The organism is Microbulbifer sp. 2205BS26-8, assembly GCF_030731025.1.
Classification (GTDB): Bacteria; Pseudomonadota; Gammaproteobacteria; order Pseudomonadales; family Cellvibrionaceae; genus Microbulbifer; species Microbulbifer spongiae.
The window spans coordinates 15015-34926 of sequence record NZ_JAVAMR010000032.1 but is presented as its reverse complement, the minus strand read 5'-3'; the positions used below and the strand labels follow the sequence as shown (position 1 = coordinate 34926).

Annotated in this window: 14 protein-coding genes; 7 read left to right on the top strand and 7 right to left on the bottom strand. The window is 56.2% G+C overall.

Features of this window, described 5'->3' with window-relative positions; all coding sequences use genetic code 11:
- Positions 1 to 24 precede the first annotated feature (24 nt).
- From Q5Y71_RS11600 to lgt, 3 genes are read right to left on the bottom strand one after another with little or no spacing between them, the layout of a single operon-like run.
- Positions 25 to 534 carry a dihydrofolate reductase gene (locus Q5Y71_RS11600; RefSeq protein WP_306042316.1) on the bottom strand — a complete coding sequence of 170 codons (510 nt, stop codon included), beginning with the start codon at positions 532 to 534 and terminating at the stop codon, positions 25 to 27.
- Positions 535 to 549: 15 nt separating this feature from the next.
- Positions 550 to 1383, bottom strand: coding sequence for a thymidylate synthase (locus tag Q5Y71_RS11595; protein WP_306042309.1), 834 nt, complete (start codon positions 1381 to 1383; stop codon positions 550 to 552).
- Entirely contained in the window at positions 1384 to 2238 is an 855-nt protein-coding gene (gene lgt / locus Q5Y71_RS11590) for a prolipoprotein diacylglyceryl transferase (protein ID WP_306042308.1), read from the bottom strand.
- A gap of 35 nt (positions 2239 to 2273) precedes the next feature.
- Here lgt and Q5Y71_RS11585 point away from each other — a divergent pair, with 35 nt between their 5' ends.
- From Q5Y71_RS11585 to Q5Y71_RS11565, 5 genes are all read left to right on the top strand, one after another.
- Positions 2274 to 3161 carry an NRDE family protein gene (locus Q5Y71_RS11585; protein ID WP_306042307.1) on the top strand — a complete coding sequence of 296 codons (888 nt, stop codon included), beginning with the start codon at positions 2274 to 2276 and terminating at the stop codon, positions 3159 to 3161.
- 434 nt (positions 3162 to 3595) lie between these two features.
- The gene (locus tag Q5Y71_RS11580; protein ID WP_306042306.1) at positions 3596 to 5578 is read left to right on the top strand and encodes a murein L,D-transpeptidase; all 1983 of its coding nucleotides are present in this window, start codon (positions 3596 to 3598) and stop codon (positions 5576 to 5578) included.
- A 189-nt stretch (positions 5579 to 5767) separates the two neighbouring features.
- Positions 5768 to 7015: a murein L,D-transpeptidase gene (locus Q5Y71_RS11575; RefSeq protein WP_306042305.1), complete on the top strand. Its 1248-nt coding sequence runs from the start codon at positions 5768 to 5770 to the stop codon at positions 7013 to 7015.
- 27 nt (positions 7016 to 7042) lie between these two features.
- Positions 7043 to 8230 (top strand): L,D-transpeptidase family protein, encoded by a 1188-nt coding sequence (locus tag Q5Y71_RS11570; RefSeq protein WP_306042304.1) that lies wholly within the window; start codon positions 7043 to 7045, stop codon positions 8228 to 8230.
- Positions 8231 to 8541: 311 nt separating this feature from the next.
- Positions 8542 to 9075: a DUF882 domain-containing protein gene (locus tag Q5Y71_RS11565; RefSeq protein ID WP_306042303.1), complete on the top strand. Its 534-nt coding sequence runs from the start codon at positions 8542 to 8544 to the stop codon at positions 9073 to 9075.
- A gap of 67 nt (positions 9076 to 9142) precedes the next feature.
- Here Q5Y71_RS11565 and Q5Y71_RS11560 read toward each other — a convergent pair whose 3' ends face one another.
- Both Q5Y71_RS11560 and Q5Y71_RS11555 read right to left on the bottom strand, forming a co-directional pair.
- On the bottom strand, positions 9143 to 10312 hold the full coding sequence (locus tag Q5Y71_RS11560; protein WP_306042302.1) for an imelysin family protein: 1170 nt from the start codon (positions 10310 to 10312) through the stop codon (positions 9143 to 9145).
- A 37-nt stretch (positions 10313 to 10349) separates the two neighbouring features.
- Positions 10350 to 11006 (bottom strand): HAD family phosphatase, encoded by a 657-nt coding sequence (locus Q5Y71_RS11555; protein WP_306042301.1) that lies wholly within the window; start codon positions 11004 to 11006, stop codon positions 10350 to 10352.
- Positions 11007 to 11382: 376 nt separating this feature from the next.
- Here Q5Y71_RS11555 and Q5Y71_RS11550 point away from each other — a divergent pair, with 376 nt between their 5' ends.
- Both Q5Y71_RS11550 and ptsP read left to right on the top strand, forming a co-directional pair.
- Complete coding sequence (locus tag Q5Y71_RS11550) at positions 11383 to 11850, top strand: RNA pyrophosphohydrolase (RefSeq protein WP_371877032.1); 468 nt, start codon at positions 11383 to 11385, stop codon at positions 11848 to 11850.
- 138 nt (positions 11851 to 11988) lie between these two features.
- Positions 11989 to 14256: a phosphoenolpyruvate--protein phosphotransferase gene (ptsP, locus tag Q5Y71_RS11545; protein ID WP_306042300.1), complete on the top strand. Its 2268-nt coding sequence runs from the start codon at positions 11989 to 11991 to the stop codon at positions 14254 to 14256.
- A gap of 132 nt (positions 14257 to 14388) precedes the next feature.
- On the opposite strand, the gene Q5Y71_RS11540 is transcribed toward ptsP, so the two are convergent.
- Together Q5Y71_RS11540 and Q5Y71_RS11535 are read right to left on the bottom strand one after the other, a co-directional pair.
- Entirely contained in the window at positions 14389 to 16350 is a 1962-nt protein-coding gene (locus Q5Y71_RS11540; protein WP_306042299.1) for a S9 family peptidase, read from the bottom strand.
- Positions 16351 to 16410: 60 nt separating this feature from the next.
- Complete coding sequence (locus Q5Y71_RS11535; protein ID WP_306042298.1) at positions 16411 to 19659, bottom strand: TonB-dependent receptor domain-containing protein; 3249 nt, start codon at positions 19657 to 19659, stop codon at positions 16411 to 16413.
- Between the last annotated feature and the right edge of the window lie 253 nt (positions 19660 to 19912).

The following is a 19912-nucleotide window of genomic DNA, read 5'->3' as shown; positions in this document are numbered from 1 at the left end:
GATCAGCTTTTGATCAAATTGTTTTTATTTAAATCTGCCGTATTGAACTAAATCGTAATTATACTCATTGCTATCTGAAGCGGGGTAACACTCTCTTACAATTTCGACCCATGAGTCATCCAACTTTGGGAAAAAGGCGTCAGCATCCACCTCAGCGTCCACTTCGGTGATATAAAGGTGCGACGCTAGGGGCAAGGCCTGGCGGTAAATTTGCGCCCCACCAATCACCATCACCTCCGCTGCACCGACCTTCAAGGCCCACTCGCGGGCCCGGCAGAGCCCCGCCTCCAATGACGCCACCACCTCTACACCACCAGCCTGCCAACTGGCATTGCGGGTGATCACAATATTGTTGCGCCCCGGTAGGGGGCGACCAATGGATTCAAATGTCTTGCGCCCCATGACCACGGGCTTGCCCATGGTGATCCGCTTGAAGAACTGAAGGTCTCCGGAGAGCCGCCAGGGCAAACCATCGTCCTTGCCGATAGCGCCATTGCGCGCCACTGCAGCAATCAGGGCTACAGAAATCTCCATGTCCACAACGCCCTCTTAAACCGCAACCGGTGCCGGGATATGCGGGTGGGCCCGATAATCCCGCAGTTCAAAATCCTCAAAGCGGAAGGCGAACAGGTCTCCCACATCCGGGTTCAGGTGCATCGTCGGTGACGGCAGGGGCTCCCGCTGCAACTGCAGCTCTGCCTGCAGCAGGTGATTGGCGTAGAGATGCGCATCGCCGAAGGTATGGATAAACTCACCGGCCTGCAGCCCGCACACCTGTGCCAGCATCAGGGTAAGCAGGCTGTAGGAGGCGATATTGAAAGGCACTCCGAGGAAGATGTCCGCACTGCGCTGGTACAGCTGGCAGGACAGCTTGCCGTCCGCCACATAAAACTGAAAAAGGACATGACAGGGGGCAAGGGCCATGCGCCCTGCACGCACATTGTCCACAGGGGAGGCGCTCTCATCCGGCAGGTCAGCGGGGTTCCAGGCACTGACCAGGAGGCGGCGGGAGTCTGGCCGGGTCTTCAGCTGGTGCACCAGCTGCTCCATCTGGTCGATATGTCGCCCGTGTGGCGCCGGCCAGCAGCGCCACTGGCGACCGTATACCGGCCCCAGATCACCGGTTTCTGTGGCCCACTCATCCCAGATCCGCACTCCGTTTTCGCGCAGATAACGGATGTTGGTCTCCCCCCGCAGGAACCAAAGCAGTTCGTGGATGATGGAATGTAAGTGGCATTTTTTCGTGGTAATTAACGGGAAACTCTCGCCCAGGTTAAAGCGCATCTGATAGCCAAAAATACTCAGGGTGCCGGTGCCCGTACGATCTCCCTTCTCCACGCCGTTCTCACGCACATGGCGCATCAGATCCAGATACTGCTTCATCTACTGTTGCGTCCCATCATTCGAATGGGTGCACGCCTGTTTGACAGCACTTCTGTCCCGCTCCTCCGGCGAGGGCTGGGTGCGGTAGCTCCACACCAAAAGGGCAATACCGGCCACCATCATCGGTAAACTCAGCAGCTGACCACGGGTCATCCAGCCAAACAGATCAAAACCAATATGGCCATCGGGCTCACGCACGAACTCCACCAGGAAACGGAAAACCCCGTAAAGCAGTACAAACATACCGCCAACAGCAAGACGTGGGCGCGGTCGGCTGGAAAACCACCAAAGTACGGCGAAGAGCACCAGCCCCTCGAGAAAAGCCTGATACAGTTGCGAAGGATGGCGCGCCAACAGCTCTGGATCCCTTGGAAACACCATCCCCCATGGCCCCTGGGTAGGGCGCCCCCACAACTCCTGGCCAATAAAATTACCCAGGCGCCCCAACCCCAGCCCAATAGGTACCAGGGGAGCAACAAAATCGATCAAGGCAGGGAAGGTAGTGCCAATCTTACGCGCGTACCAGGCTGTGGCCAGCATTACGCCAATCAGGCCGCCGTGAAAACTCATCCCCCCTTCCCACACCTTGAGCACAGACAGCGGGTTTGCAATTAGCTCCGGCAGGTTGTAGAAGAACATATAACCGAGCCGCCCGCCGACAACTACCCCAATGGCACAGTAAAGAATCAAATCCTCCACTTCGGATTTGATCACCGGGGACCAGGGCCTGGTACTTCGCCGCAATGCCAGCCACCATGCAACAATAAAGCCGACCAGGTACATAAGCCCGTACCAGTGTACTTTTAAGGGGCCAACGGCGAAGGCCACAGGGTCAATTTCAGGGTAAGTCAGCATGGGTGATCGGAATTGGCAGCGACAAAGGGCGTATTATGCTCACAAAGCCCCCCTCAGCGAAAGGGGCGCATCCGGCCCTGTCACCCTGGAAAATCCCTATGTGCCTTTTGCTGTTCGCGTATCGCTGCCACCGGGACTACCCTCTGCTGCTGCTCGCCAATCGCGATGAATTCTATGCCAGACCCAGCGCACCCGCAGCGCCCTGGAAAGGACTCGACCTGGTCGCTGGACGCGACCTACAAGGCGGCGGCACCTGGGCGGGCATGGCCCGCGGCCGGGTCGCCGCAGTGACCAATATCCGTGAACCCGGGCGGGATGTGCCCGAAGACCTGCTCTCCCGCGGCGAAATCCCCCTGAAGTTCCTCGCCGGCAACAGCACACCCTGCCAATTTGCCCTGGGGCTCCAGGGGCAGCGCTATCGCGGCTTCAATGCACTGCTCTTCGATCTGGAGGCCGATAAACCCCTGATCTGCGCCGGTAATCGCCACGCCCCTTCCCCCTTTCCTATCGGTGTACACGGTATTTCCAACGGCGCACCAGACGCCCCCTGGCCGAAGGTTATACAGGGAAAAAGGGGGCTCAGGAGCATCTTGCGGGGCATGGGCGATACCATCACCGAGGACAATTTTGCGCGCCCCGCCCTGGCGCTGCTGCGCAACCGACGATCAGCGCCCGAGGCCGCACTCCCCGACACTGGTGTGGGACTGGTAAGAGAGCGGGCGCTCTCTCCTATATTTGTACAGATTGATCAGCAAAGAGCCCTGCGACTCGGCGCAGCGGCACCAGACAGTGATCAAGCCGGCTACGGCACACGTGCCAGCACCCTGATTGCGGTCAGTAAAAATGGACGCTGTCAGCTGTGGGAGCAGTCTTTTACAGAAGGGGAGCCCGAGGGACCACTGCGTCATTTCGAGATTCCCTAGTCTGCCCCCTGAAGCCCGCCAGACGAGGAAGCCATGGCAGAATAATTGGCCGTATCTGATCGCTCAAGCATTTACTCCCTAATCAAATGCTCTCCTTCAAATCAGCATCCGCGCCACAGGACGTATGGCGTTTCCTGCCTCATAACCGCCTTCTCCCCGGCGACCATTACGAGAAGAAGGAAACGCCAAGCAAATTCTGCATTTATTGCCATACTTACTCTCACAGACGGCAATTGGTTGAGTTACGCGCAAGTGTGCGGTGCCAGTCAGCGTCTGAAGAGGAGGTCGCGCGGGACGCATGACAAGTGCGAGCTATCGCCAAACACCGAGCAGCATCAGGTTGGGCTCGCCACAGGTTGGGAAGGTAACAACGATCTGGCGCCCGGGATTATCCACAAGACAACACCGGGCCCCTGCAGTATCGCTGAGGTACCATGTCGTATTTCAACCCAGAGCAGCGCAAACGCAAGTCCATTCTGCCCCTGCTGATTCTCGGCAGCCTGTGTGTGTCTATTCTCTATTACGCCTTCGCCGCTAACCAAAAAACCATACCGATACTGCCGGAAAATGTCGTGCGCCCCCACCTGATACACTGGCTGGAGGAAAACCCGAATGCCTGGCCCGCCCAGGACCCCATTTTCAACCCCGCAGCGGTGCGCAAAATTTACCAGCGCACCGATTACCGCCTACTCTGGTTCGATAATTACAACCTCAGCGACAGCGCCAACGACCTGCTCAGGCAACTCACTGCGGCCAGCTCCGGCAACCCCAGCAGTATGGTGGACTACCGCTACCACCTCGGGTATTTCGACCGCACCCTGCGCGATACCCCACAGCGCCTGCAGATGGCCGCAGTGCTGGATGTCCTTCTGACCGATGCGTTTGTCTCCTACGCCCAGGATACCCAGTTGGAGCGTCTCACCCCCAAAAGCCGTCCACCCCGCGGTATCACCCCGGTATTTCGGGAAGACCAGGGGTTTCGCATGGTTGCCTTGCCCACCACCACACCCCGACAAGCCTCAAATGAGCCCAGTGGACGCAAGTATTTTCGCGGCTACGACCGGGCCCGTATCATCGGCAGCAGTCCGCACAGCCATCCCTATTCCCAGAACTACAACAGCAATGAAGACAACCACTCGCCCCCCGCCAGTTCCACCCGCAGCCTCGATCCTATACGCCACAATACGCGTACAGACCGCAGCGCAAGCGGCTCAAGAGCCAGTGGCAGCGACAGCCGGGTCTACTACAACCAAAACCGCAACCAGCGTGGGCGCGATTATCACGGCCGCGGCAGCACATCTATCCCATCCCCGGTCAATAGCGAGGGGGCCTATTTCGAGGAGGATACCCCCTATGGCAGCGATGCGTATTCGCTGAGAAACCAGCTGCAGCGATTGCGCGACCTGTCCGCCAGTGGACGCTGGCGCCCGATTCCCCCAGGCCCGGCAATGACATTGGGGGCCCGCCACCCCCATGTGGGCCGACTGCGGGATCTGCTCTCTCTCTACGGCGACTACCAGGCTTACTACCGCTATCGCGGCGCCGATCACAACCGATTCGACCGGGACCTGCACCAGGCCGTCATGCGCTTCCAGAAACGCCACGGTCTCAAACCAGATGGGATCGTGGGGCGCACCACCCGAAAGCGCCTCAACCTCTCTCCCGCTGCGCGGGCGAAGATTGTGGAGATGAATATCGATCGTCGGGAAGCATTGCCCTCTAGCTTGGGAGACCGTTTTATCCAGGTCAATATCCCCGCCTACCGGCTGCAATATGTTGAAAACGACCGAGTCAAACTGGCCATGAATGTGGTTGTGGGGAAGAAGAAACACGCAACGCCCGAGATCACCACACGGGTCAGCAAGGTGATTTTCAACCCCACCTGGACAGTACCGCGCAGCATCCTCGTCAATGAAATACTGCCCAAGGCCCGCAAGAATCCCGCCGGGATGGAAAACATGGGGTACCGGGTGGTCGGCGGAAGCGGTGAGTATCTCCCACTCACCTCCGGCAACCTCTCGGCTGCAAGCGCAGGCACCTATCTGATGCGCCAAATGGGGGGTGAGGAAAATATACTGGGGCGGATAAAGTTCGAGATACCCAACAAGCATGATGTCTACCTGCACGATACCCGCGCCCGCACCCTCTTTTCCCGCACGGACCGCGGCTACAGCCACGGCTGCATCCGCTTGGAAAAGCCGCGCCACCTGGCGGAGGCCCTGCTGCGTCCCCAGGGGCGCTGGGATCAGTGGCGCATCGGCCAGCTCACCACTGGCGAAAAAACTACCGAGATAGACCTGACCCAGTTGGTGAACATCTACATTACCTATTGGACCGCTTGGGTCGACGGCGAGGGCAATCTGAATTTCCGCCCCGACATCTATGCCAAAGATGGCCTCACAGACAACCAGTTCTAAGTCTACCTCTGTATTCTTCTGACCCGGACCTGAGTCTCCTATCCGGGTCAACTGCTCTATATTCCTTTTGCCTCGCAGAGCCCGGGGAGCGCATTTCTCAATAGTATTAGGAGTCCCGCAGTCACAAGTTACCAATGTGAGCAGAGTGTTCGGTCTCTTTGATCCTTCCACTGCTGACAGGGGTGACTTATGGGTATTCGCAAGCGTCCGCCCTCTAGGTGCACACTGCACAGGGCTCTACGACACGCCGGCGCCCTCGCTTTGCTGCTGGCTTTCGGGTCCGGGCTGCCCCCGGCCACTGCCGAGACCGGAGAGTCTGCTGGCAACAATACAGTTGCCGGCAGCGACCCCTTTGCACCAGCGGGGCGACAATATGCACTGCTCAGTGAGGAACTGGCGCGCTATCGGGCGCTGGCGGACAGCGATCATTGGCAACCGCTTCGTGCCGGGCAACCGATAGCACCGGGCAGTCGCGGTCCGCGTGTCGCGCAACTGCGCAGCCTGCTGATGCTGTACGGGGATTACCGCCCCAGTGATTTTGATACTTCAGGATCGAAGGACAACCTCCACGCCGATGTGTATGATAAATCCCTGCAACAGGCAGTGCGCAGATTCCAGCGGCGTCACGGGTTGAAAGCGAACGCACTGGTTGGCGAGCACACCCGCAGCCGCCTCAATACCAATCCCGCCAAGTTGATGCGTGTCCTCGCAGCCAATCTCAAACGCTGGGAGCTGCTGCCAAAAGATCTGGGTCCGCGCTATATCGTTGTCAACATTCCCGATTTCAGCCTGCGTCTGATAGAGAACAATCGTGAACAATTCCGCATGAAGGTGGTGGTGGGCAAGCCAAAACACAAAACCCCGCAACTGACCACGCGCATGACACGGCTTGAGTTCAATCCAGTGTGGCGTGTGCCACCGAGTATCGCCCTGAAAGAGCTGCTGCCGAAAGGCGGCTCTGCGCTGGGCGCCAGAGGATATCGGCTGGTCAACCACCGCGGCAGAGCCGTGCCCTTCACCCGCGGTAATATCGCCGCCGTGCGCCGCGGCAAGGTCATGCTGCATCAAAGGGGTGGGCCGGGAAACGCCCTGGGTCGGGTCAAGTTTATGATCCCCAACCGCCATGCCATTTACTTGCACGATACCAAAAGCAAGCACCTGTTCAAAAAGTCCCAGCGGGCCTTTAGTCACGGCTGTATCCGCCTGGAAAAGCCGATGGTGTTTGCCCGAATGATGCTGGGACAGCAAAACGGCTGGAGTAACGCGCGTATCAACCGCGCCCTGGCGAGCAGCCGTACCCACGGCGTAGCGCTGAAAAAGCCGGTACCCGTTTACGTCGCCTACTGGACTGCCTGGATAGATGAAAAGGGGCAGTTGCAATTCCGCCCGGATATCTACCGCCGCGACGGCCCTGTAGCAGAGGCAAGTCGTGGCTAGCCACAAGCCCCCCTGCGGGCATTCACTATGGCCTGTGACCTGCTGCGCCAACTCGGGCTCGCCGCACTGCTCGGCATGATCGCGTCTGCGGCCCCAAGCGGCGGCGCCCTGCTGGCAGCCAGGGTCCAGCAGGCACTCGACCCGACAACGTCGGGGGAACAGTTGCGCAAAGCGGCCAACCGCTACCGAGAACTGGCCAAACACTGGCAACCCATTGCCCAGGGCGAGCCGCTACAGGCCGGCGATAGAAATGTGCGGGTGCTGCAACTGCGCAAACTGTTGCAACTCTACGGGGATTATCGCGGACAGCCGGGGCCAACCTCCGCTCCCGCGGGAGACCCTCTGCGCTTCGACAGGGCCCTTCAGACCGCCCTGGAGAATTTCCAGCGCCGGCACGGGCTGGCGCCCAGCGGCGTTGCGGAAGGGGAAACCCTCGCTGCGCTGGCTGTCTCTCCCACGGAGCGGGCCGGACAAATGACCCTGAACGCAGAGCGCTGGGACAGGCTGGCTCTTCCCCCGGAGAGTCGCTATGTACTGATCAATATTCCCGACTACCGGCTGCTGCTTGTGGAGGACAATCAGGTGGTGCTCGATATGAAAACGGTAGTGGGCAAAAGTAGCGCCCGCACGCCGGATATGCGCAGCCGTATCACCCACATCGTATTCAACCCCACCTGGACTGTACCACGTAGTATTCTGGTCACGCAGCTGCTGCCCAAAGCGCGCCACAACCCCGCGGCTATGCACCGACGCGGGTATCGGGTTATCCAGTACCACAGCGGGGTCACCTCCCCCATTACCACTGAGGGCATCGCTCGTGCCGCAGGCGGTCACGCCACTCTGCGCCAGATCAGTGGTCCGGGGAACACACTGGGCAAGTTAAAGTTTGTCACACCCAATAAGCGAGCCATCTTTCTGCACGATACGCAGGCCAAGAGCCTGTTTTCATTACAGGCGCGCGCGCGCAGTCACGGGTGTGTGCGCCTACAGCACCCGGAAGAGCTGGCCTACGCATTACTGGCGCCCCAGGGCTGGGACAGAGTCCAGATTGCTCAGGCGGCCTCGGGAGACCAGACCCGCAATGTGCGCATCAAGCCGGCACCCCGCCTCTATATCGTATATATGACCGCCTGGCTGGGTCGTGACGGACGCCCGCAGTTCCGGCGCGATATTTACCACCGCGACAAGAAAACCCACTCCCCGGCCGAAGGCTAAGCGCGCCCTTCCATCTTCGGTACTAAAGCATAAGAAATAGAACCAGCCAGTCACAAAAAAATGAATTTTTATGCTGTTTGCAAAAATGACAACGCTGTCCCCGCCAGCCGCCCCGCAACATTGGAATAGTTCGAGCGGTGGTGCCTGGGCCCTAGCTCACAAGCAATAATTTACCAGCCAAAACCTTCGAATATTTTCAAATTAGCAGCCTATGGTTTGTAACATTTGGTTATTTTTTGTACATTTTCCGCTGTACCTTCGATGCGCTGGCCCCCTGGCGCACCGAAGTCCCCAAGCGACGAGGCGGAATTATGAAGAATCCATCCAGACGTCGGTTTCTGGCTGTAACCTGCGCAACAGCGGCGGCGGTCAGCGCCGGGCCAACTTTTGCCAAAGTCGGCAGTTCCCGCACCCTAAAAATGCGCAACTTGCATACCGGGGAGAAACTGGAGGCCGCCTACTGGACCAATGGAGCCTACAGCAGCAGTGGTCTCAAGCAGTTCAACCGACTGTTGCGTGACCACCGGGCCAATGAAGTGACCCGAATGGACCCGAAACTGCTGGATATCGTGTATAAATTGAAGGAAAAATTCAATTTTAAAGGCACTATTGAGATTATCTCCGGGTACCGTTCAGCCAAGACCAATGCCAAACTGCGCGCGGCGGGCCGCGGAGTCGCCAAGCGCAGCTACCATACACGCGGTATGGCTATGGACATCCGTATGCCCGGTGTTTCCCTGTCAAAACTGCGGCAGGCGGCCCTGGACTTGAAAGTCGGTGGCGTTGGCTATTACCCCAAGAGCAATTTCGTCCACGTGGACACCGGCCCGGTACGCCGCTGGTAAAGCGCTTACAGGGATTTCCTCTGCTCAATATCAAACCCCGACTAGCGGGGTTTGATATTTCTGTGCCTCACTCTACCGGCAAGACAACGGGCATCACATCCATTTCGGAAACGGGAATCTGGGTAGTACCAGCCATCAGGCCCGCCACCTTTTCCAGCAATTTGCGCGCTTTGGCCAGCTGACCCAATTCCGCTAATTCAAACGGATCTTCCATCTCCAGTAACAGGGCCTCCAGATCGGCAAAGGTCTGCTCCAGCGCACTCACCTGGTGACGATCCAGCAGCAACTCCGCCAAACCGCTCCCTCCGGTGGGTATCCAGTTGGATTGTAAAGTTGCCATAGCCGCCAGCAGCGCCTGCTTGGAGTCCGCTGCGCGACTGCTCTCCACATCGCTGTCAGAACCCTCAGGCAGGCGCGGCAATAGCAATTCGTCGATTACCTGGGTATGGGCGGCGCGAATCTGTTGCAACCGTGCCACAGGGCCAAGGGCGAGGTAACGACGCGACAGATGATTGGCTGTACTGGGCCAGCTGCGCGCCAGACCATCCATATCCTCTTCAATACCCTGGGCGATCAGGCGGGTCAGCGTACGGCGCCGATTGGCCGCCAGAGCCTCGGGTTTTTCCCCCCTGGAGTCGGCGACAAACTGTTCCGCCATACGCTCGCTGGTAGGCCCCCAGAGCATGACCTCCAGGGCGTGAAAACCGATGCTCGCCTCCTCATGGGCAGTGAGCCGGTGCTGCTTGCGCAGGTTTGCCAAGGTTAGCTCTATGGCGGTGTCATTGACTATGCCGCTGTCTGAATAGCCTGGCACCGTATCCAGGTACCCCGCGTGCGCAGGCCAGCTGTCCAAAGTCAGCAGCAGCTCGCGACCCTGACTGCGCAAAGCCACCGGAGAAAAGGCCAACTGGATATAGGGCAGCATCGCAGCGAACTCCCGGTGGGCATCCAGCCAGGCAAGCCTGGCTTTTTCCAACCGGTCTTCACTGGGGTGCTCCAACAGTGCCGCCACTGCGTGTCGAAGGGTCGCCGCGGTGGCGCGGGTGTGCATGACCTGTGCCTGGCCCGCCTGCCATATCGCCAGCGAGAGATCCGAGGCCGCTTTTTCACTGATGGGCACCAGCGCAGCCCCCTGCGCGGACTCCGGCGGCGTTGCGGGTTTTTGTTCACAACCCAACAAGGCCCCCAGGCTGGCCAGCAACAGCGCACAGGCTGTTTGCCGAATGGTATCGTTCACGCGATCCCCCGTTTTTGCCCTTTGCCAGAATCTGCAGTCATCGGAGACTGATTACCGGCCAGCCCCGCGCTTCCGCCTCTGTGCGCAGGCGGGCATCCGGATCCACGGCGACCGGATGCTCCACTTCAGTCAGAAGTGGCAAATCATTGATCGAGTCACTGTAAAACCACTTCTGTCCGTCCACATAGTCTGCGTTGTGTGACAGCCACTGGTGCAATCGCACCACCTTGCCAGCCCGATAACAGGGCTCGCCGACTACGCGCCCGGTAAAGCGCCCTTCCAACTCCTCTGGCTCTGTGGCCAGTAAGGTATCCACCCCCAAGTGTGTGGCAATCGGCTCCACAACAAAGCGATTGGTCGCGGTAATGATCATGATATGGTGCCCTTTGCGGCGGTGTTCCCCGATCAGCGCCTGTGCGCGGGGCAGCCACAGCTCACTGACGACTTCCTGCATAAATTCCCTTTGCAGGCTTTCCAGCTGCTCGCGCGACAGCAGGGACAGAGGCGCCAGTGCGAACTCCAGATAAGCAGAGATGTCCAGTTCTCCCCGCTGGTAGTCCCGATAGAAACGGTCATTGGTGGAACGATAGTGCTCGCCGTCCACCTGCGCCCGCTGTACCAGGAACTCGCCCCAGGCATGGTCGCTGTCTCCGCCGATCAGGGTATTGTCGAGATCAAAAATTGCCAAGTGCACCACTCACCTGCCCCGTTACTATTGATTCCCAAAGAAAACTCCACTGCCAAAATCCCACCAATGCCACCACAGCGTCATACAATTTTACCCTGCATTCACGCGCTGCACACAGACTGCGTCACCGAATTGCTGTAAACACCCCTCTGTGGAACAATACGGGACAAGCGAGTGCAGCGTACAGCAGCACGCAGTATCGAGGACAGTTATTTTGGACGACGGCAAGCCGGCTCAAACCGGGAGAAGAAGCCGCCGTAGGCCCAACAAGCAATCTAATCGCAACAATCCCCCTTCACGGAACAACAGGAGGCAGAGGCAGGGTGGCGAGGACAGCAGTAATATAGATGCAGAGGGCTTTCGCCCCAACGTCGGTATCATTATGCTGAATGCCCGCGGCCAGGTGCTGTGGGCCAGACGGGTCGGTGGCAAGGACGCTTGGCAGTTCCCCCAGGGCGGCATTAATCCAGGCGAAACCCCAGAACAGGCACTGTACAGGGAGCTTTACGAAGAAATCGGTCTCACTCGCGATCAGGTCAGTATGATCGCCTGCACACGCGGCTGGCTGCGCTACCGCCTGCCGCAGCGGATGATCCGCCGGCGTGCCGAACCGCTGTGCATTGGCCAGAAACAGAAATGGTTTTTATTAAAACTGGTGGCGGCGGAGACCGCCATTAGTTTTGATAACGGCTATAAGCCCGAATTCGACCACTGGCGCTGGGTGAGCTATTGGCATCCGCTCAGCAAGGTAGTGACCTTCAAGCGCGAGGTGTATCGGCGCGCGCTAACCGAGCTGGCCCCACAGCAAATACAGTTGGTGAGGCGTTGGCTGCACAAACAGGGCGAATAGCGCGCCTCTTTCGCCAGTGATGAGTCCGGTATAGGGGAGTTACCGGAATCATTACTATGTCTGAACACCTAGGGCCCTGGCGGAGCACCCACCGGTTCCGGGCCTGAACTTTCTCCGTTGATTGGCGAGGACAGGCCATTGCTCGGATCTCTGCGCAGTATCGTACAGGAAGTCAACACCGCCAGGGACCTCCCCGCGGTGCTCAAAATTATTGTGCAACGTGTGCGTGAGGTAATGCACACTCGGGTCTGCTCTGTTTATCTTCGCGACAAGCAGTCCGGAAACTATGTGCTGATGGCCACCGACGGCCTCCACTCCAATGCTGTCGGTCAGGTACACCTGGCGCCGGGTGAGGGGCTGGTGGGCAGTGTGGTGGCCCGCGAGGAACCCATCAATCTGGATATGGCCAAGTCCCATCCCGCCTTCCAGTATTTCCCCGCGACCGGGGAAGAGCGTTTCTGCGCTTTTCTCGGCGCACCGATTATCCACCACCGCACCGTACTCGGGGTGCTTGTCGTTCAACAGGAGCAACAGCGTCGCTTCGATGAGGGCGAAGAGGCGTTTCTGGTGACCCTCTCTGCCCAGCTCGCCGGTGTCATTGCCCATGCGGAAGCCACAGGGATACTGGCGAGCATGCGCAAGCAGAGGCGCGAAACCCACTTTAGCGGCATCACTGCATCCCCCGGGGTTGCGATCGGCCACGCGTGCATCGTCACACCCCAGGCCAACCTGGCCACCGTACCCTATTGCCTGTGCCTGGATGTAGATTCCGAACTGGCCCTGTTTCAGCAGGCCCTCTCCGCCGCCAGGGAGGAAATCCACCAGGCGGGGGAGCGCCTCAAGGGCGAACTCAGCCGCGAAGAGTCCACACTATTCGATGCCTACATCAGCATACTGGACGACGACGTCCTTGCCACCGAGGTCTGTGATCGCATCCGGCAACAGCAACTCTATGCGCCGAGGGCCTGGGCCGAGGTTATGTTGGAACATGTACGGCGCTTTGAAAACATGTCCGACTCTTATTTCCGCGACAGAGCCGCCGATGTGCGCGATCTCGGCGTGCGGGTGCTGGCCCACCTGTACCAACAGCAGCAGAGCGAGCGCGACTACCCGGAAAACACCGTCCTGGTGGGGGAGGAGCTCACCGCCGCGGTATTGGCCGAAGTCCCCCGGCAAAAACTGATCGGCGTTGTTTCCGTAAAGGGCTCCGCCAACAGCCATGTGGCCATCATCGCGCGGGCCATGGGGCTGCCAGCCGTGATGGGCGTTCAGGACCTGCCCTACGAGACCATTGATGGCATCTCCGTGGTCGTGGACGGCTATCGCGGCGTACTGCATATCCACCCCGGCGAGGCACTCAAACGCCACTATAACGCCATTGTGGCCGAAGAGCGGGAACTCACCCGCAACCTGGATCACACCGCCAGTCTCCCCGCAGAAACCACAGACGGCCACCGGGTGTGTCTTCTGGTCAACACCGGCCTGATGGCCGATGTGGTGCGCTCCAGGGAGCGCGGTGCCGAGGGTGTCGGCCTGTTTCGCACCGAAGTACCCTTCCTGCTGCGCGACCGCTTCCCCTCGGAGGAGGAGCAGCGGGAGATTTACCGGGAACAGCTGGAATGTTTCGCCCCCCTGCCGGTGACCATGCGCACCCTGGATATTGGCGGTGACAAGTCCCTGTCCTACTTTCCTATAGAAGAGACCAATCCCTTCCTCGGATGGCGCGGCATCCGTGTCACCCTGGATCACCCGGAAATATTCCTGGCACAGGTGCGCGCCATGATGAAAGCCAGCCAGGGGCTCGATAACCTGCGCATCATGCTGCCGATGATCAGTGGACTGAGTGAACTCGAAGCCGCTCGCAAGTTGATAGAGAGGGCCTACCGGGAGCTTTTGGAAGAGGGCTACGCTATCAACATGCCCCCCCTGGGCGTTATGGTGGAGGTACCCTCTGCGGTCTACCAGGTGCGCGAATTGGCCGAGCATGCGGATTTTATCTCGGTGGGCAGCAACGATCTCACCCAGTACCTTCTGGCGGTGGACCGCAGCAATAGCCGCGTGGCCAATATTTACCACGCCCTGCACCCGGCTGTGCTGCGGGCCCTGCAGGAAATCGTTGCCGCTGCACATGCTGCGGGTACCCAGGTGAGTATCTGCGGTGAGCTGGCCGGAGAACCCGGCGGTGCCCTGCTGCTGGTGGCCATGGGCTACGATATGCTGTCGATGAATGCCACCAACCTGCCCCGTGTCAAAGCCACGCTGCGCGCGGTGCAACAGGCGGATATGCAACGGCTGTTGCAGGAGGTCATCTGTATGGATTGCGCCGAGAAGATCGAGTCAGCCGTGAATGCCTATTTGCTGAGTCTCGGCCTGAAGGGAATTTTGCATCCGCCCAGTATACAGTAACAGCTAGGCCATTCGGGGCAAAAACCCTTGTCACTGGCAAAAGCACCAGACAAGCAGACCGATTTGGCAATAAAAAAAGCCCGGCACTCTCAGCAGGGGTGCCGGGCTTTCTATCAAGTTTCTACAGGAATCCTACAAACCACTTGGGCCGCAATCATTCTTGAGATAAGCAATCATGGATTCAAATAGCAATTTTTGGTGGTTGAAAAACAGTGTATTGGAAAAGTGGTCAGCCCCTTCGAGCTCGACATATTTATAGTTCTTTCCATGCGCGTCCAACGCCTTTCGGTATTTTTCCGCATGAATCGGCGGAACGCGCTGATCCACACTTCCGTGGATCAACAGTAGTGGGATATTCACCTCTGCTGCCTGTTCAAGTGGTGAAACGCTATCACCCCACATAGAAAGCTGCTCTTCCTTTTGAGCCCCCCTCATACGATAGCGATAGTAGTTTACTTGCATTAATGGATCTGCAACTGCGGCACCCGCGATAGCACATTGATATATCTGCTCCTTTCTGCTCGCAGCAACCAGTGCAGCATAACCACCGTAAGACCAGCCAAACATTGCCAGGCGCTCGGGATCTGCAAGCCCCTCTTTAACCAAATACAGCATGCCATCATCTTTGTCATCCTGCATTTTGTAACCGCCCTGGCCACCTTTTTTAAATGCGGAAGTATAATGTTCCAAGCCGTATCCCAATGATCCCCTGTACTGCGGTTGAAGTACGAGATAGCCATTATTCGCCAGCATTTGCGCCCATTCGTCATACAAGACGACCTCGGATACAAATGGGCCTCCATGCGGCATCACCACAGCAGGAAATGGCGGCTCCCCGTTCGGCACTGTTAGATAGGCGGGTATTTTTTTTCCATCGCGCGCCCTGTATTCAATATAGCGCACATCTGCCAGCTGATCGGCCTCAAGCAGGGGTTGTCGGCTGCCAATATTAGTCAATTTACCTTTATGCAGCAGATAGTAAGATCCCGGGTCACGGGCACCAACATTTAAAATCACAAGAGAATTGCCAGATTTATCGCGACTAGTAACACGCACCAAATCCGCATTCGGTATAATTCCTTGCAGTTGCTGGACCATTGCTGCTGTCGTGGAATCAAAGTATTCGGTTTGAACACCATCTTTATAATACCTGACACCCACCACAGTATCGGGATTTGTCCAACTGTTACTATGATAGCTTACGCCTGCAACATCAACGTCATTACGCAAATAAATTGGCTGGGAAAACACTTTCTTTTGGACATCGAACTCCCATAACCCAATTTTATCCTTTCCATTTTGCGCGCGCACAAAGAAGATATTTGGACTTTTCTCGTCAAAACCTACTACAGAGAAAGTCTCAAAACTGTCTTCGCTTAACCGGTAAATTTCACGCCATTTCTTCTTATTGGTAACTCGCTCATACCAAATAAACTCTCCCTTTCCAGCATCAAACCCTCTGGCCAGCCAAGGCACGCCATCCCCATCGAATTCAACAGCGCCAAGCTCCAACTTACCGCGCAGAATTAATTTCTTAGCACCTGTCTTCAGATCAAGCTCATAATATGTTCTCGGACGAAAGGCCTCTTTAATTTTTCCATTGCCCCCTCCTGGGAAATAAGAATATATTATTTTATTTTTCTTCTTTGGCAGCAGGTGCTCGATGCCTGAACCCAGGTCATCATATTTTTTTAGTTTCTTACGCTTAATATCAACAGAGGCAAGAAGTCTTTCATAAACCCCCTGGTTAAATCCATCAATCTTGTCGCGGACTTTTTGGCGAAGCCCCATTATGATGACATCGTCCGCGGCCCAGTAAAAACTCTGAATTTCCATCGGGTCAGAATTAATGCGATATGGCTCCTGATCCATGGCATCTGTTTTGTACACTTCGATAATGGGCATACCATCCTTTGTGGGGATTTTCAGTAGTGCCACATGCTTGCCATCTGGCGAGAGCTCTACATTCCTTATGACGTCGCGCAAAGCCCAGTATTCCAGCGGGTAAGGAGAACTCGCAGAAGCTTCATAAGAAAATGCGAGACTGAAAACCGCCAAAAAGAACAGTTTTTGAATTAAAATTCTAGGTTTCATCTCAAACTCTTTTAATCCACAAGAAAAAAAGGCCCGCAAAGCGGGCCTTGTATATGCAAATTAGAATTTCTTTTGCAAATTCACGAAAACGGTTCGGCCCTGCAAATCGTAACCGGCACCAATGGGCGCATTATTTACAGAAAGAACTTCGCTACCATCCACTTCGGGGGGAGCCTCATTGAATACATTGTTAACCCCGATACCGGCAAACCAGGTATCTGCATAGTAATATAGGGAAGCGCTGTGAACCCAATAATCATCTGCATAGCCCACATCCCGGCATTCAACACCGCCGTTTTCTGAACCAATACAGGTGTCGGATTCAACTCCCGTATCCAAGGTGTCATAAATATCACTAAAGACATCCACCCCAGCCTCATCCTGCTCAACAGCGCCTACATAACGCGAGCTCCAGGTAAAGCGGAAGTCATCATAGGCGACTCTCAGTTGAGAGTTTCCGATCCATTCTGCATTGCCAAACTCACCCTTGAATTCATCAAAATCCACAGTACCGTCATCACCAATGAAGGTTACAGACCGCTCCAGTGTACGGTTGATATTGACCAGTGCAGACAGCTCGATTGGCGCACCAAAGACGGTTACCGGCTGCTCATAGCGAATATTGTAATCAAAGCCACGCGACACTTCCTGGTCCTGGTTAAGGAACTCAGCATTGATATTGTTAATAAATCCATCTGCATCCCGCTGAACCAGGCTGCAGAAGGCACTTGGATTAACACTGCCATAGCAGTCATTGATCAAGAACTGGGCAGAAGGCTCAACAATGGCATTCTCGATGTCAATTTTATAGTAAGTCATACCGAGGGTCAGCCCAAAGGCATCGAAGAATGGCTGCTCCCAGGAGAAGCCAACGGTATAAGACTCCGAAGTCTCAGGCTCGAGGTCCAACAGGCCCCGTCTAGTTACTTCAGAATTGTAAACAGTCGTGCTGCCGTTCTCCAACTGGGTGGGGTCCACTCCATTTGCCAGGCAATTGGCCAACACTTCAGGCGCTCGAGTATCCAGTGACGGATCATAGCCACTGCCTCCCAGCCCGCCCAATGCATCCTCTGGAACCACACAGGGGTCAGAGACATCGAGGAACCCGGTCTGGCCTTTCAGAAAGTTCTCGCGCAGATTTGGCGCGCGATAGGAAGTACCATAGGTTGCGCGCAACAACAGCGAATTGATCGGGCGATAGCCAATTTTAACGGACTCAGTCAGGTCATCGCCGTAGTACTCATCATCCGTGTAGCGGGTGGACAGGTTTGCGGTCAGTTCTTCAGCCAGGAACATTCCACCCAACAGGGGAATTTCAATTTCACCGTAGACCTCCCGGGTGTCCTTATGACCGGTAGCGCCGCCGTCTTGGGTATAACCGAAGAGCAGTCCATCCCGGGCAACATCGTTAGGAATTGACTTGATTCTGTCGTTGCGGAATTCCGCACCCAACACAAGGCTTACATCACCTGCGGGCAAGCTGGCAATCTTTCCACTAACAAATCCAGAAAGAATTTTCTGATAATACTCAGTGCGGAAGTTGCGGGCACCAAATAGATAATCCCGCTCCGCCTGAGTTGCAAAATCGCCAATAACCCCCTGATAAAGGGAGTCTGCGAACAGATTGACCGGCACACAGCCATCGCTGCCATCACCACAGATATAGCTTCCGGGGTTATTTGGATCTTCGCGGGTAGTATTCAGGGAGTGGTTGAGCCTGTCATCACGAATACCCCTGGTGGTTAAACGCCCATCGGACTTGCTAAAGGAGAAGTAGGTATCAAAGGACCAGTCCGACAGTGAACCAATATTCAGCATGGGGAGATCCCCGCGCAGGCCAGTAACAAAGCGGAAACTCTCCAGGGAGACGTCCGTCCTATTGCGGTCACCACGCACAGCCACAATCGGTTGAGTACCCTGTGCCCCAAGTGACCCTACTTCTAAATCGAAAGCACTGGGCGGTGCTCCATAGCGGGCAATGAAGTCTTCAATGTAATTCGGATTTGTGAGCAGGGCATCGTAGGCCAGCCCGCAGTCCACACCGTTCACCCCATCCGGGTTACAGATATTGTAGGGGTTGTCTGCGGGAACACTTGGAAACAGCTGAGACGCGCCTGTATTGATAAAAGTGTTACGCTTTGAATACAGGGTTTCAAAGAACGGGGTCAGATTCATCTCCCCTTCGAAAGTGTATTCCCCGAAGGCCATAAAGCTGGCCCGATCCTGCTCAGGGAACAGGTGTGCAAAGCCTTCCCGGCCGTTGAGGCTGTAGTCCAGGAAGGAAATATCGGTTCTGCCATCCCCATCGCCGTCGACACCGATATCAAAGAGACTGGACTCTGAAAACCCGTTCCAGCCCCCGTTACTTTGCCCCGGGGTATAGTAGATACTCCCTGAAGAAGGAACACTGACGCGACCGACAAGAGAACCGACAGTACATCCACCCCGCCAGTCCATACCGAAGCGATTGGTATAGAAAGCATCAGCTTTAGAAATTTTTCCATCGGTGCCAACCTCTACATTTTGTTGGCAGCCCGAGGTCCAGTCGCGATCATCCAGAGTCACGGCGGCACTCTCGTAATACTCAGCGCCCATGCCAATAAACCCGCGATCAAAGTTTTTACCCCAGCTCAGGCTGAAGGTGTTTTCCTCACCATTGCCCTGGGTGGGATTGTCACTGAAAAACTCGAAGTCAAAGCCATCGAAATCCTTTTTCAGGATCACATTGGTGACCCCCGCAACGGCGTCAGAGCCATAAATGGAGGAGGCGCCATCCAGCAAGAGGTCGTACTGTTGTACCAGCGTAGATGGAATCAGGTTCAGATCCGGGGCGGTGGGTGCGCCACCCACACCGGCGGGGGCCAGGCGACGGCCGTTCACCAGTACCAACGTACGGTTGGCACCCAGGCCGCGCAGGCTCACAGTGGATGATCCCGGCCCGTTGTCCAGCACGTAGCCGGAAAAAGTCAGGTCTATCTGCTGACCGGAAGCCGCCTGACTGTTTTGCAGGATGGAAGAAGCATCAATGACTCCTGCTTCACGGGTACCCTCAGTATCAATGATCTGCAGTGGTGAAATGCTGGAGAAAGTATCCCGGGCTATACGGGATCCGGTCACGACCACCTCTTCCACCTCAGACTCTTTCACATCAGAGTTGTCAGCCCCATTGCTCGAGTAGTCCTCTTCGGCCGCTACATCTGTCTCGGTAAGCCCCTCTTCATTTTCCTGGGCAATACCCTGGTAAGAGATCAGAGAAATTGAGCCCGCTATTGCAAGACTGAGAAAACTCTTTTTGAAATTGTGCTCCATCTAACCCTCCGAGGATTTTATATTTGTGTATTAAATATTCCTACGTGACTTATTTATTTTATGCGTCACTTATTTTTGCAGGATGTTGACGATAATAACGCCAATGGACATTTGTCTCGAGCGCTGAAACAAAAATCAAGTGAAATAAAATCTACTATCACCCAAAAACAACATTAGAGTGATAAATATTTCTTTAAATTTCAATTTTTAGTGATGTATGGCTTATTTTACGAAGTACGCATTATGGATATCA